Origin of the sequence: Lysinibacillus telephonicus (assembly GCF_003966145.1) — a bacterium.
Lineage (GTDB): Bacteria > Bacillota > Bacilli > Bacillales_A > Planococcaceae > Ureibacillus > Ureibacillus telephonicus.
Map to the genome: position 1 here is coordinate 74,119 of NZ_RXNR01000007.1, position 14,710 is coordinate 88,828.

Here is a 14,710-nt window from a genome sequence, read left to right on the forward strand (position 1 = left end):
TTTCTTAGGTTGCATATAGTAACAATAAGCTCATGGAGGAGGGAGATAATGCTGCTATCGGAGCTTGCAGAGAAAGAATTGATTGAAATGGAAAATGGAGTTCGATACGGATATTTATCTGAAACGGAATGCGTATTTGATCCAAAGACAGGTAAGATTTTTGGCTTTGAACTCGGTGAACAATCAACGAAATTGCCATTTCAAAAAAAGAAAACAACTTCACCTTTATTTATTCCTTGGGAGGAAATTCACCTAATTGGTGAAGATAGAATTTTGTTCCGTAAAACATATACACAAAGAGGGAAGTTTGATTTATGAATGAAGAGAAATGGCTTATTGTTGGTACAGATTCACGAATGAAGGTTTTAGCAAAAAATTTGAGCGATGGTAATAGAACCGTATTTTATAAAAATTTATCGGTGTGGGATGAAGAGCTAAACAAAACAGTTCTTGAGTTTCATCCTCACTTTGTTGTGCTGCCAATTCATCCATTACCGATTGAAGTGCCAATTGTATATGGACTATCACGAGCAGTCATTTTTGCTGGCAAATTAAATGACCAATGGAAAGAACTATTACAGCAAAATGAAGTTCATTATTATTTAGAAGATGAGGCATTTATTTGGCACAATGCTTCTTTAACAGCGGAAGCGTTTGTATCAACCTTCTATAATACAAAACGAGCAATTAGAGGAAAAAAGTTTATCGTAACCGGCTTTGGTCGAGTAGCAAAAATGGTTGCGCATATTTTAAGAAGTATGGGCGCACATGTTTGTGTAGCTGTCAGATCGAATATACAGCTAAATGAAGCAAAAGCATTGCGCTATGAAGCTGTTTACTTGGAAGAAGTAGGTGACATCAAAGGAGACTTCTTTATTAATACAATTCCAGCAAAATGGCTTGATGAACAATTTAACGATAAAATTTCTATTCCAATATTTGATTTAGCCTCCTATCCAGGGTGTTTACAAGATGGAATTAGTAGAAAGCAGTATGAACTGTTGCCAGCGCTGCCTGGAAAGTTTTTCCCTGAAGATGCTGGAAACGTATTATATGAATCGATTGTCGAACAATTAAGGAGGAGAGATCCTTGCTCGAAGGAAAAAGAATAGGGCTAGGCATAACAGCGTCACATTGTACCTATGAGGAAGTTGTTCCAAGAATTATGGATTTCCGCAATGCTGGTGCTACAGTAGTACCTATTATTACACATTCCGTGTTAACTGCTGCAACACGCTTTGGAACTGGAGAAGAATGGATTGAAAAAATAGAGTCTTTAGCTGGAGAGAAAGTTGTATCGTCCATTGTAGAAGCAGAGCCTTTTGGTCCGAAAAATCCACTAGATTGTATGGTTATTGCCCCTATGACTGGTAATTCAATTAGCAAGTTTGCAAATGCTTCAACAGATAGTCCTGTATTAATGGCTGCAAAAGCAACACTCCGAAACGGTTCCCCGGTTGTATTAGGAATTTCTACAAATGATGCCCTAGGATTAAATGGGGTAAATATTATGAAATTGTTGAACTCAAAAAATATATATTTTATTCCTTTCGGTCAAGATGATCCATTTAATAAACCGAACTCATTAATTGCAGATTTTACAAAGATGCTCGAAACTGTCGAGCATGCTCTCATTCATAAAAAACAGCTACAACCCTTATTTATCCAATATTTGAAATAATCCAATTTTCTAACACATTTCAAACTTTTTGTGATACAATTTACAACATTATGTTACTAGTTTTTGAGGAGAGATGAGTAAATGTCTAAGGAATTAACAGTTGCAATTGTAGGTGCTACAGGTGCAGTAGGAACTAAAATGAAAGAACAGCTATTAAAACGTAATTTTCCGATTAAACATATAAAATTTTTAGCTTCTGCTAGATCAGCTGGCAAAGAAGTTGAGTTTGGCGGAAAAACTTACACAATTGAAGAAGCTACGCCAGAAGCTTTTGAAGGTGTAGATGTTGCGTTATTCTCAGCTGGCGGTTCTGTTTCTGCGAAATTAGCGCCAGAAGCAGCAAAACGTGGTGCTGTTGTAATTGATAATACAAGTCATTTCCGTATGCACCCAGAAGTGCCCTTAGTTGTGCCAGAAGTAAATAGAGAAGATTTAGCTCGTCATAATGGAATTATTGCAAATCCAAACTGTTCAACGATCCAAATGGTTGCTGCACTTCAACCAATTCGTGAGGCATTTGGTTTAACAAAAGTAATTGTTTCCACTTACCAAGCTGTATCTGGTTCAGGTGTTTCAGCAATTGAAGAACTGCGTCAACAAAGCGCACAGTGGGAAGCTGGCAAAGATGTTGAGGCAAATATTCTACCTTGTAAATCAGATAAAAAGCATTATCCGATTGCGCGTAATGTCATTCCGCAAATCGATGTATTTACGGACAATGGCTTTACATATGAAGAAATGAAAATGATAAATGAAACGAAAAAAATTATGCATATGCCTGAACTTTCAGTAGCTGCAACGTGTGTTCGTGTACCAGTTGTCTCTGGACACTCTGAATCTGTTTATATAGAAGTTGAAAAAGACGCTTCTGTTCAAAATATTTTTGATGTGTTGAAAAATGCTCCTGGTATTGTATTACAAGATGATATATCTAACCAAGAATATCCAATGCCATTATATGTTGAAGGTGAAGATCCAGTTTATGTTGGACGTATTCGCCAAGACCTATCGAACAAAAAAGGATTCCATTTATGGATTGTTTCAGATAATTTATTAAAAGGCGCTGCTTTAAACTCCATTCAAATTGCAGAAGCGATGTTAGAGGATAATTTACTCTAAGGGGTGTTAATAGTGGATTTAGGTCGAATTGCTACTGCCATGATTACCCCATTTGATGACAATGGAAAAATTAATTATGAAGTAGCAGAGCGAGTAATAGAGCACTTAATTCTAAATTGTACAGATGCAATCATAGTTTGTGGGACGACGGGTGAAACCCCAACATTAACTATTCCAGAAAAAAGAGAGTTTATTGATTTTACGATAAAAAAAGTAAATAAACGAATTCCAGTAATTGCTGGTGTTGGTTATAATGATACTTCGTACACAATCGAAGCAACAAAAGTGGTGGAGGCTTTTGGTGCTGATGGCATAATGGTCGTTGCACCTTTTTATAACAAGCCAAACCAAAGAGGAATTTATGCACATTTTGAGGCTGTTGCGAATATTACAAACTTGCCGATTGTTGTTTATAATGTTCCAGGACGTACTGGGGTTAATATTTCTGCACAAACGACAATCGAGTTAAGTAAAATTCCCAATATCCGCATTATAAAAGAGGCTAGTGGAAGTCTGGATCAAATGACTGAAATACTAGCAAACGTTTCGGATGATACATTTGTATACAGCGGAGATGATGCCTTGACACTGCCTCTTATTTCGATAGGAGGGAGAGGGGTCATTTCGGTTGCCTCTCATGTTATTGGAAATGAAATGCAGGCAATGATTAAAGCATTTGAAAAAGGGCGACATGAAGTTGCTGCAAAATACCATCAAGCAATGTTACCACTTATTAAAAAATTATTCGAAAACCCAAATCCAGTCCCTGTAAAATATGCAATGAGTAAAGTTGGTTTTAATGTTGAAAAAGTAAGACTTCCATTAGTTGAACTATTGGAAGAAGAAAGAATTAGGTTTGATGAAGTTTGGGAGCAATTCCAAGAAAAAGTAGCAAAATTAAATACTGTCTCTTAAGTTATGGAGTATTGAAAGGCAAACATTTCGGTGTTTGCTTTTTTTTAAAGTTAGGAAGTCATAGGTAGTGGTTCTCTTGATTTTATTACCATCTAGGTGAGTATGGACAACGATTGTGTCCCCCTGCATATACGAGGAGGTGCGAGTGTCGACAGTGCAACAGAATGTTACGCTTTTGTGGGCCAGCGCATGGGCTCACACGATGTGAGTCATGCATCTGACGCTTCGCTTTCGGTGCAGAAAAATTGTCGGCGATGCCACAGGATGTGGCGCTTTCGCCGACGCGAGCCTAAGCGAGCCGCCTTCGCTTTTAAAGATATCCAGCTACGGCGGCTAGGCTCTCGTGTCGCTTCAACTTCCTTCTACGCGTGCAAGCACGCTTGGCGGAAGTCTCCAGCGCATGTCGAGCCTAAGCGAGCCGCCTTCGCTTTTAAAGATATCCAGCTGCGGCGGCTAGGCTCTCGTGTCACTTCAACTTCCTTCTACGCGTGCAAGCACGCTTGGCGGAAGTCTCCAGCGCATGTCGAGCCTAAGCGAGCCGCCTTCGCTTTTAAAGATATCCAGCTGCGGCGGCTAGGCTCTCGTGTCACTTCAACTTCCTTCTGCGCGTGCAAGCACGCTTGGCGGAAGTCTCCAGTGCATGTCGAGCCTAAACGAGCCGCCTCCGCTTTTAAAATTAAAATTTTCGCTTTTTTATTTGTGCTTCCTGCATGGACACCGTATAATGATTTATAAGTGGTTGTGCGTTCGGGATATTTTTAGGAGGAAATCAAGTGACGAAAACAAAAAACGAAGTAATCCGAGTAATCCCTCTTGGCGGAGTAGGAGAAATCGGAAAATCTATGTACGTAATCGAAATCGATGACGAACTATTCATTGTAGATAGTGGGTTAATGTTTCCAGAAGATGAAATGCTTGGAATAGATATCGTCATCCCTGACATTACTTACTTAGAAGAAAATAAAGAACGAGTAAAAGGAATTTTCTTAACACATGGTCACGAGGATGCGATTGGTTCAATCTCCTACGTACTACAAAAGATAAAAGCTCCTGTTTACGGGTCAAAATTAACAATTGCTTTAGCGAAGGAACATATAAAAGATTTGCCGGTTCCTCAGCCAGTTAAATTTTTCGAAGTAACAAATAAAAGCCGTATGAACTTTAATTCTACTTATGTGACTTTTTTCCATACGACACATAGCATCCCTGATTCATTAGGAATTGTTTTCCATACTTCTGAAGGTGCAATTGTTCATACAGGAGAATTTAAGTTTGATCAATCTGCTAAAGGGAAATATAAACCAGACATTGCTAAAATGGCCCAACTTGGTGAAGAGGGCGTATTCATTTTACTTTCAGAATCAACAGAAGCTGAACGACCAGGACATACAACGAGTGAAACAGTTATTGAAGAAAGATTGGCAAAATATTTCTATTCAGCGCCTGCTCGCATCATTGTAGCAGTTTATGCGTCAAACTTTATTCGAATTCAGCAAATATTCAACCAAGCACAGGATTCCAATAGAAAAGTTGCAGTCATTGGAAAAAGCCTAGAAAAAGTAATTGATATTGGTGTTAATCTTGGCTATCTAACGATTGATGAGAATACACTCATCCCAGTAAGTGATATTCAAAAATATGAAGATGAAGAATTAATTATCATCGTTACTAGCAACCAAGGTGAACCTTTAGAAGCGCTAGATAAAATAGTTCGTAAACAGCATCGTGACATAAGAATTAAAGAAACCGATACAGTTCTTATTACCTTTACGCCATCACCAGGGATGGAAATTCAAATGGGCAGTGCAATGAACAGTTTGGCAAAAGCTGGCGCAACTGTTCTAACAGCTGATAAAAAAGTCCACGTTTCTGGTCATGGTAGTCAAGAAGATTTGAAAATGATGCTAAATTTAATGAAGCCAAAATATTTTATCCCGATACAAGGCGAATACCGAATGTTAATTGCACATTCAAAATTAGCACAGGCAACTGGAATGCAAAAATCACAAATCTTTATTGCTGATAAAGGTGATATTGTAGAATATAAAAATGGCAAAATGCGAATGAGTGGACGTGTACAAGCAGGCAATGTTCTTATCGATGGAATCGGTGTGGGAGACGTAGGAAATATCGTGTTGCGAGACCGTAAGCTACTTTCACAAGATGGAATATTCATCGTTGTTGTAACGTTGAACAGAGCGCAAAAACGAATTGCATCAGGTCCTGAAATATTATCGCGCGGATTTGTTTATGTGCGTGAGTCAGAGGAGTTAATTTTAGAAGCTACTGAACTTGCACGATCTGTTATTGAAAAGTATGTGAATAAAGATACGTTTGAATGGACAAACATAAAACAAGAAATCCGTGATACGCTAAACGCTTATTTATTCCAAAAAACAAAGCGCCGCCCAATGATTATCCCAATTATTATGGAATACTAAGCAACTCGTAATTATTACGGTTGTAGACAGGTAAATAATAATTCTTCCTGCAAGAATTTGTCCACAACCAAGAAGGATTTTCTTAGCCGATATCGGTTCAAGGAAATCCTTTTTTTCTCTTAAAAATTAAATATTATCGTTAAAGATAAGTAGGTGAAGAAATGACTGAAAAGAAAAAAACAAGCACGAAAGCAAAATCTGGATTACATCCTCTTGCCTATGAAATTATTGGCTTATTATTAATCGCCTTTGCCATTATTGTATTTTTTGAGTATGGTGTTGTCGGACGTACCATTCAGACAATCTCCATGTTCCTTTTTGGAAACTTGCATATTGTAGTTCCTTTTTTCGCAGTTTTAGTAGCAATACTTCTAATGGTAAAAAGAAAGAGTGTATCCTTTAAAGATCGAATTGTACAAGGATCGATTTTAATCGTAATTAGTTTATCCATTTTTAGTCATAGTGTATTATTTGAAGAATTATATAATAGTAATAAATTACTTTCTAATTCGGTATTACGGGAAACATGGCGACTTTTAATCGAAATGGATGGGATTGAAAACCGCAGCAGCGCTCTAGGTGGAGGAATAATTGGGGCTCTATTTTTTAGTATGTTCCATATTTTATTCGATGCTAAAGGAGCAAAGGTGGCTGCGTGGTTTATTTTATTTATCGGAATCATTTTAATTACAGGTAAAGCCCTTGTACCAATTCTTATCGAGAAAGCGCCGAAAATTAAAAAGAAATTCCCTAGAAAAAGAAGAAGTAAAAAATCTGTAATAAAGGATGAAAAACGTCCAAAACGTTCAAGGTCAAAAGATGACTCGGTTTCAAATGAAATTGCAGCAACTACTGAGGAGCCAGTACGCAAAAAACAGACGGAATACTTAGTTGAAGATAAAGATGAAGAGGTAGATGAAGAACCAATTATTTCTGCTTTTACCCAACAATATAAAATTGAGCAGCCCCATATTACAATTGCTGAGGAACCGATAGAAGAAGATCATGTAAATATTGAAGATGCAATACAACATGCAGTTGAAAGTAATGTGGAAAATATTGATTATCGACTACCTTCCATGAATTTGTTACAACTCCCTCCAACACATGATCAAAGCGGTGAATATTCTATAATTCAAGCGAATGCAAAAAAACTAGAACAAACGTTTTTAAGTTTTGGTGTTAAGGCAAGAGTGACTCAAGTCCACCTTGGACCAGCTGTAACAAAATATGAAGTCATGCCAGATGTCGGTGTTAAAGTAAGCAAAATTGTTAGTTTGCAAGACGATTTAGCTTTAGCTCTTGCAGCGAAGGATATTCGAATGGAGGCCCCGATTCCAGGTAAATCAGCAATTGGTATTGAAGTGCCAAATAGTGAGGTAGCAATCGTAACTTTAAGAGAAGTGCTTGAGTCAAAGGAAAATAATAAACCAGATTCAAAGCTGCTCATTGGATTTGGTCGGGATATTGCTGGACAAGCAATATTGGCAGAACTTAATAAAATGCCACATTTATTAGTTGCAGGTTCTACAGGAAGCGGGAAAAGTGTTTGTATTAATGGCATCATTGTTTCAATTTTAATGCGAGCTGCGCCCCATGAAGTGAAAATGATGTTAATTGATCCAAAAATGGTTGAGTTAAATATGTATAATGGCATTCCCCATTTATTGGCACCAGTTGTAACAGATGCAAGAAAAGCATCGCAAGCATTACAAAAAGTGGTATCTGAGATGGAACGCCGCTATGATTTATTTTCTCACTCTGGTACACGAAATATTAAAGGTTACAATCAGCATGTTGAACAATTTAATAGGGAACATGATGAAAAACATCCGAAGCTGCCTTATATCGTTGTTATAATCGATGAGTTGGCGGATTTAATGATGGTTGCGTCACATGATGTTGAGGATTCCATTACACGTTTAGCACAAATGGCGCGTGCTGCAGGTATTCATTTAATCATCGCAACGCAAAGACCTTCAGTGGATGTTATTACAGGTGTTATTAAAGCAAACATTCCATCGCGTATTGCTTTTGCAGTATCATCTGCTGTTGACTCGCGAACGATATTAGATATGGGTGGTGCAGAACGATTGCTGGGAAGAGGTGATATGTTATTTTTACCAGCCGGATCATCTAAGCCAATCCGAGTACAAGGAGCGTTCTTATCTGATTCCGAAGTAGAGGCAGTAGTTGATTTTGTTATAGAACAACAAAAAGCACAATATGATGAATCAATGATACCAACAGATGAACCTGAAAAATCATTCCAGGAAGAAACAGATGATTTATATGATGAGGCAGTTCAGTTAGTTGTAGAAATGCAAACGGCATCTGTTTCCATGCTTCAAAGACGCTTTAGAATAGGCTACTCTAGAGCTGCACGCATCGTAGACCAAATGGAAATGAGAGGGGTAGTTGGTCCGCCAGATGGAAGTAGGCCAAGACAAGTATTAGTAAATAAAACGAATGTAGAAAATGGATAGAACTATTAATGTTACATGATATTGTAAAAAAAGAATAGAAACTTTATATCTATTACACAACAGATTTTTGTAAATGTATTTTCATTATTCGAGAAAAATGGTATATTATGAACGATTAGTAGGAATGTTCAACATCAGATGTCTGATCTTTGTTATGGTGGTGATGAAATTGTCAATAAAAGCTGATCATCGTCATTTATATCTTCAAGTAATTGATCGAATAAAATCGGATATCGATAAGGGAGTTTATCAAGAAAATGAAAAATTGCCTTCTGAATTCGAGTTATCGAAAGAACTTGGAGTAAGTCGTGCAACCCTACGTGAAGCGCTGCGATTATTAGAAGAGGAAAATATTATTGTTCGTCGTCATGGAGTAGGTACTTTTGTAAATCCAAAACCGGTTTTTACATCGGGTATTGAACAGTTATCCAGCATCTCTTCTATGATAGAAAATGCTGGAATGACTCCAGGAACAATATTTATTAATGCAGCTCAAGATGTGCCATCAGAGGATGATATGCATCGCTTTCAATGTTGCACGAATGACCAAGTGATTACAATTGAACGAGTAAGAACTGCAGATGGAGAACCGGTAGTATACTGTGTTGATAAAGTTTTAGCAAAATACTTGCCATCTGATTATGTTCAAAAAAAGGAAGTATCCATTTTCTCATCGCTGGAACAATCTGGTGACATTCATGTAGCTTATGCTGTTACATATATTGATCCAGTAGGGTTTCATGAGCAAGTATCACCAATATTAAATTGCGGACGAGAAACTGCATTGCTCGTACTAAAACAACTTCATTATGATGATAATGATCGTGTTGTTCTTTATTCAAAGAACTATTTCAGAGCTGATAAATTCAGCTTCCATGTAATTCGAAAACGGGTGTAGAACATTTCTTGGGAAATTCCTGCTAATTACTAAATCTCGGGGGGTCAAAAGAATGAAGAAACGTAAATTTGCATTTGCTCTTTCTGGATTGCTTGCACTTGGAACAATCCTTGGTGCTTGTGGCGGAAAAGAGGAAACAGAAGAAACTGGTACAACAACTGATACTGAAACTACAGAAGAAACGTTTTCAGTAGCAATGGTAACTGATACAGGTGGTGTAGATGACAAATCATTCAACCAATCTACTTGGGAAGGTATCCAAGCTTTCGGTGAAGAAAATGGATTAGAAAAAGGCGATGGTGGTTTTGACTACCTACAATCTGCTTCTGAATCAGATTATGTATCAAACTTAACTCGCTTAATTCGTCGTGATTTTGATTTAGTATATGCAGTAGGATATCTTATGCATGATGCTGTAGTAGAAGTTGCAGATCAACAACCAGATGCAAAAATTGCAATTATTGATGAAGTGATTGAAGGTAAAGATAACGTAGCTTCAATCATGTTCCGTGCAAACGAAGCTTCTTTCCTTGCTGGTGTTGCAGCAGCTCTTGAATCTAAATCAGGTAAAATTGGTTTCATTGGCGGTATGGAAGGTCCAATTATCGGTGGATTCCAAGCTGGTTTTGAAGCTGGTGTAGCAGCTGTAAATCCTGATATTAAAGTAGATGTTGAATACGCGGCTAGCTTCAGTGACGCTGCAAAAGGTCAACAAATTGCAAAAAGAATGTATGATTCTGGCGTAGATATTATTTTCCATGCTGCTGGTGGTGTTGGTAGCGGATTATTCACAGAAGCAAAAGAACGTAAACAAAAAGATCCAAATGCAAATGTTTGGGCTATTGGTGTAGACCGTGACCAATATGATGAAGGACAAGTTGATGCTGATACGAATATCGTATTAACTTCTGTTTTAAAACGTGTTGATGTTGCAGCTCAAGAAGTTGCAAAATTAGCGCAAGAAGGAAAATTCCCTGGTGGCGAAACAATCACTTACGGTTTAGCTGACCAAGGTGTTGACTTAGCTGATTCTCGTGGTGCAATTTCTGAAGAAACTTTAGCCAAAGTAGAAGAATTTAAACAACAAATTATCGATGGAACAATCAAAGTTCCAGAACAACCTGGGGAATAATCTTTAGGAATATGAAGGCTAGCTATTGCTAGTCTTCATGTTTTGTTCAGAAATAAAATTATAAATATTCGAACAACTATAATTTTCTGAAAATTCATTTTTGCCTGGGAGTTTAATTAATAGATGAAAGGTTTTAAGTTTATAAAAATTTTTACATAATACACCTTCTTAAATTAAAACCTTTCTTGTGTTAATTTAAATACAAGTCTATTAAACTACTATTACGAAAATAGTGTCCAAGGGAGTGAACACATTGGAATATGTAATTGAAATGCTTGGAATCCGCAAACAATTTGGGGATTTTGTAGCCAATGATAACATCACCCTTCAACTAAAAAAAGGCGAGATACATGCACTTCTTGGTGAAAATGGTGCAGGGAAATCTACGTTAATGAATGTGCTCTTTGGGTTATACCAGCCTGAAGCAGGGACAATTCGGGTTCATGGTAAAGACGTAAAAATTACTGACCCGAATGTTGCAAATAAACTTGGGATTGGTATGGTACACCAGCACTTTATGTTAGTTGAAAATTTTACGGTGACTGAAAACATTATACTTGGTAGTGAGCCGACAAAAATGGGGACGATCAATATCAAGGACGCATCGAAAAGAGTTCAAGAGCTGTCTGAAAAATATAGTTTGAATGTTGATGCAAATGCAAAAATTGAAGATATTTCTGTTGGTATGCAGCAGCGTGTTGAAATTTTAAAAACGCTATACCGTGGTGCGGAAATTTTAATTTTCGATGAACCGACAGCGTCACTTACCCCTCAAGAGATAACAGAGCTAATTCAAATTATGAAGCGCCTTATCGAAGAAGGGAAATCTATTATTTTAATTACCCATAAGTTAAAGGAGATTATGGAAGTTTCGGATCGAGTAACAGTTATACGAAAAGGACAAGGAATCGGCACTGTTATCACATCAGAAACAAATCCGACAGAACTTGCTGAACTAATGGTAGGCCGACAAGTTGTCTTTAAAACAGAAAAGAAAGATCCTAACCCTACAGATACAGTACTGCAAATTGAATCTTTAACTGTTGCAGATAATCGTGATGTAGATAAAGTTAAGGGCTTAAATTTAACGGTTCGTGCTGGTGAGATTGTTGGCATTGCTGGTATTGATGGAAATGGACAATCTGAATTGATTGAAGCAATTACAGGCCTCCGTAAAGTAAAAAGTGGGAAGATTTCTTTGAATGGAAAAGATATTACAGGACTAAAACCAAGAAAGATTACAGAATCGGGTGTTGGTCATATTCCTCAGGACCGCCACAAACACGGACTTGTATTAGATTTTCCTATTGGACACAATATTGCTCTACAAACATACTACAAAGCGCCAATTTCTAAATCTGGTGTTATCGATTATAAAAAAGTAAATGAAATTGCACGTAAAATTATCGAGGAATATGATGTTCGTTCAGGCGAGGGTGAAATGTCTATAGCCAGGTCTTTATCTGGTGGTAATCAACAAAAGGCAATTATTGGACGTGAAATTAATCGAAATCCGGATTTACTAATTGCTGCATTGCCAACACGAGGTCTTGATGTTGGGGCAATCGAATTTATTCATAAGCGTCTAATCGAACAACGTGATAAAGGTAAAGCTGTATTACTAATATCATTTGAATTGGATGAAGTAATGAATGTTTCAGACCGTATAGCAGTAATTCATGATGGTACAATCATTGATACTGTAAAACCTCAGGAAACAACAGAGCAGGAATTAGGGTTATTAATGGCGGGACAATCGCTGCATGGAAAGGAAAAGGTAGGTGGCGAAAATGAGTAAGAGATTAGTTAATATACTTGTTCCACTTATCTCGATTTTACTTGGTTTAATTATTGGTGCGATCGTAATGGCAATCAGCGGTTTCAGTCCTGTTGAAGGATATGTTGCATTGTGGAACGGTATCTTTATGGATACGTATACAATGGGTGAAACAGTACGCCAGATTACGCCATATGTATTTGCTGGTTTGGCTGTTGCTTTTGCTTTCCGTACAGGTCTATTCAATATCGGTGTAGAAGGACAGCTTATTATGGGTTGGTTAGCTGCCGCATATGTTGGGTTTAAGTTTGATTTACCAACAGTAATTCATCTTCCGTTAGCGCTAATCGCTGCAGCAGTTGCGGGTGCATTATGGGCATTTATACCTGGTCTTTTGAAAGCCAAGCTGCAAGTGCATGAAGTTATTGTAACAATTATGATGAACTATACGGCATTACATGTAGCCAATTCTTTAATAGGAACTTTATCAGGCGGTGATGAAAGAACGCCGAAAGTACAGGAAACTGCTTCATTACGCTCTAGTTTTTTTGAGTCGTTAACTGATTATTCTCGTATGCACTGGGGATTTGTTGTTGCATTAATTGCTGTTTTAGTAATGTGGTTCATTCTTGAAAAAACAACGCGTGGCTATGAATTAAAAGCAGTAGGATTTAATAAACATGCTTCCCAGTATGCGGGAATGAATGTTAATAAAAATATTATTCTAGCAATGGTAATTTCAGGTGCATTTGCCGGACTTGGCGGTGCGATGGAAGCATTAGGAACATTCGAAAACATGTCTAAGCTGCATGGTTTTACAGGAATTGGATTTGATGGTATTGCCGTTGCGTTACTTGGGGCAAATCAACCATTTGGTGTACTTTTAGGTGCTATTTTATTTGGATCATTAAAAAATGGTGGATTGAATATGCCAAGTGAAGCTGGAGTGCCAACTGAAATCGTTAACATTGTCATTGCTTTAATTATTTTCTTTGTAGCTTCAGGCTATATTATTCGAGTTGTACTAGAACGTTTTGGCAAGCAAAGAAAGGAGGAAAAATAATATGAGCTTTTTAGATGTGCTATATTTTATTATTCCTTCTGCAATTTTTTATGCTGCACCATTAATTTTGACAGCAATTGGTGGAGTATTTACTGAAAGATCAGGGGTAGTAAATATTGGTCTTGAAGGAATTATGATTGTAGGTGCAGCAAGTAGTATTATATTTAATTTAATGTTTGCTGATCAATTAGGTAAACTTACGCCTTGGGTTGGCTTAATTGTTGCTATGATTTTTGGTATTGTTTTGTCATTAATTTTAGCAGTAGCTGCTGTGTCATTAAGAGCGGATCAAACAGTTTCAGGTGTAGCTCTTAATTTGCTAGGTCTTGCAGTGGCAGTATTTACAGTGAAAATGATTTACGATAAAGGTCAAACAGATTCTATTGCTGAACGTTTTTCTCGTTTCGATATCCCTGTTTTAAGTGATATTCCGTTAATCGGAAAGATGTTTTTCGTTGACGTTTATGCTACTTCTATTTTGGCGTTTGTAGTTGCTATTGTTGCATGGTTTGTAATTTATAAAACTCCATTTGGTTTAAGACTTAGAGCTGTAGGGGAGCATCCTCTAGCAGCGGATACAATGGGTGTTAGCGTTACAAAAATGCGCTATATTGCGGTTATGATTTCAGGTGCATTAGGTGGTATTGGCGGTGCAATTTATGCCCAAGCAATTGCTGGTAACTTTGGAGCTTCAACAATTAGCGGACAAGGTTTCATGGCGATTGCGGCTATGATTTTTGGTAAGTGGCATCCACTTGGTGCATTAGGTGCTGCGCTTTTCTTTGGGTTTGCACAAGCACTAAGTGTCGTTGGTTCATCAATTCCTTATATTCAAGATGTACCAGCTGTTTATTTACACATCCTACCTTATGTGTTAACAATTTTAGCTTTAGCTGGATTTATCGGTAAAGCAAACGCTCCAAAAGCAAGTGGAGTACCTTATATTAAAGGAAAACGATAATAGTTTTATTTTTTCATATGCTAAATTTAGATAACGTTAGGGAGAGACGTCTCAAATTGAGATGTCTCTTTTTTCTATGATTATAAATTCAGAAAGTGAAGAATTTAGTTCACACTATTTTGTGCAAGTTATGTTTTCAAATGAATTAAAAGGTATGAGTAGGGCAAAATTAATTATGACAATAAAATTATTAAAATTTGTTTATAAACAAATTGGATTATTTTTGCATAAAACCCA

At 37.2% G+C, this 14,710-nt stretch carries 12 protein-coding genes; all 12 read left to right on the forward strand.

The features are described 5' to 3' along the window. The first annotated feature begins 48 nt into the window (after window positions 1-48). The 12 genes from EKG35_RS03870 (at window position 49) to EKG35_RS03925 (ending at window position 14,473) form a co-directional block, all read left to right on the forward strand. Window positions 49-318, forward strand: a complete 270-nt coding sequence (locus EKG35_RS03870) for a YlmC/YmxH family sporulation protein (protein ID WP_126293009.1) — start codon at window positions 49-51, stop codon at window positions 316-318. Beyond that, window positions 315-1,112, forward strand: coding sequence for an NAD(P)-dependent oxidoreductase (locus EKG35_RS03875; RefSeq protein WP_126293010.1), 798 nt, complete (start codon window positions 315-317; stop codon window positions 1,110-1,112). The genes EKG35_RS03870 and EKG35_RS03875 overlap by 4 nt, the downstream gene beginning before the upstream one ends. Beyond that, window positions 1,091-1,681, forward strand: coding sequence for a dipicolinate synthase subunit B (locus tag EKG35_RS03880; protein WP_126293011.1), 591 nt, complete (start codon window positions 1,091-1,093; stop codon window positions 1,679-1,681). Before EKG35_RS03875 ends, EKG35_RS03880 begins: the two co-directional genes overlap by 22 nt. An 81-nt stretch (window positions 1,682-1,762) precedes the next feature. Next, window positions 1,763-2,800 (forward strand): aspartate-semialdehyde dehydrogenase, encoded by a 1,038-nt coding sequence (locus EKG35_RS03885; protein WP_126293012.1) that lies wholly within the window; start codon window positions 1,763-1,765, stop codon window positions 2,798-2,800. A gap of 12 nt (window positions 2,801-2,812) precedes the next feature. Continuing rightward, entirely contained in the window at window positions 2,813-3,715 is a 903-nt protein-coding gene (gene dapA, locus EKG35_RS03890; RefSeq protein ID WP_126293013.1) for a 4-hydroxy-tetrahydrodipicolinate synthase, read from the forward strand. A 773-nt stretch (window positions 3,716-4,488) separates the two neighbouring features. Continuing rightward, the gene (locus tag EKG35_RS03895; RefSeq protein WP_126293014.1) at window positions 4,489-6,156 is read left to right on the forward strand and encodes a ribonuclease J; all 1,668 of its coding nucleotides are present in this window, start codon (window positions 4,489-4,491) and stop codon (window positions 6,154-6,156) included. Between the two features lie 161 nt (window positions 6,157-6,317). Then, a complete protein-coding gene (locus tag EKG35_RS03900; RefSeq protein ID WP_126293015.1) occupies window positions 6,318-8,642 on the forward strand; it encodes a DNA translocase FtsK in 2,325 nt (774 codons plus the stop codon). 169 nt (window positions 8,643-8,811) lie between these two features. After that, window positions 8,812-9,540 carry a GntR family transcriptional regulator gene (locus EKG35_RS03905; protein WP_126293016.1) on the forward strand — a complete coding sequence of 243 codons (729 nt, stop codon included), beginning with the start codon at window positions 8,812-8,814 and terminating at the stop codon, window positions 9,538-9,540. Between the two features lie 52 nt (window positions 9,541-9,592). Next, complete coding sequence (locus EKG35_RS03910; protein WP_126293017.1) at window positions 9,593-10,672, forward strand: BMP family lipoprotein; 1,080 nt, start codon at window positions 9,593-9,595, stop codon at window positions 10,670-10,672. Between the two features lie 253 nt (window positions 10,673-10,925). Next, window positions 10,926-12,470 carry an ABC transporter ATP-binding protein gene (locus EKG35_RS03915; RefSeq protein ID WP_126293018.1) on the forward strand — a complete coding sequence of 515 codons (1,545 nt, stop codon included), beginning with the start codon at window positions 10,926-10,928 and terminating at the stop codon, window positions 12,468-12,470. Beyond that, a complete protein-coding gene (locus EKG35_RS03920; protein WP_126293019.1) occupies window positions 12,463-13,512 on the forward strand; it encodes an ABC transporter permease in 1,050 nt (349 codons plus the stop codon). The genes EKG35_RS03915 and EKG35_RS03920 overlap by 8 nt, the downstream gene beginning before the upstream one ends. Before the next feature lies 1 nt (window position 13,513). Next, complete coding sequence (locus tag EKG35_RS03925; RefSeq protein ID WP_126293020.1) at window positions 13,514-14,473, forward strand: ABC transporter permease; 960 nt, start codon at window positions 13,514-13,516, stop codon at window positions 14,471-14,473. Window positions 14,474-14,710: the final 237 nt, after the last annotated feature.

Bases quoted from the DNA above. Each gene is read 5' to 3' on its own strand.
- EKG35_RS03870 (WP_126293009.1), top strand. From the start codon at position 49: ATGCTGCTATCGGAGCTTGCAGAGAAAGAATTGATTGAAATGGAAAAT.
- EKG35_RS03925 (WP_126293020.1), top strand. From the start codon at position 13,514: ATGAGCTTTTTAGATGTGCTATATTTTATTATTCCTTCTGCAATTTTT.
- EKG35_RS03875 (WP_126293010.1), top strand. From the start codon at position 315: ATGAATGAAGAGAAATGGCTTATTGTTGGTACAGATTCACGAATGAAG.
- EKG35_RS03885 (WP_126293012.1), top strand. From the start codon at position 1,763: ATGTCTAAGGAATTAACAGTTGCAATTGTAGGTGCTACAGGTGCAGTA.
- EKG35_RS03900 (WP_126293015.1), top strand. From the start codon at position 6,318: ATGACTGAAAAGAAAAAAACAAGCACGAAAGCAAAATCTGGATTACAT.
- EKG35_RS03910 (WP_126293017.1), top strand. From the start codon at position 9,593: ATGAAGAAACGTAAATTTGCATTTGCTCTTTCTGGATTGCTTGCACTT.
- EKG35_RS03920 (WP_126293019.1), top strand. From the start codon at position 12,463: ATGAGTAAGAGATTAGTTAATATACTTGTTCCACTTATCTCGATTTTA.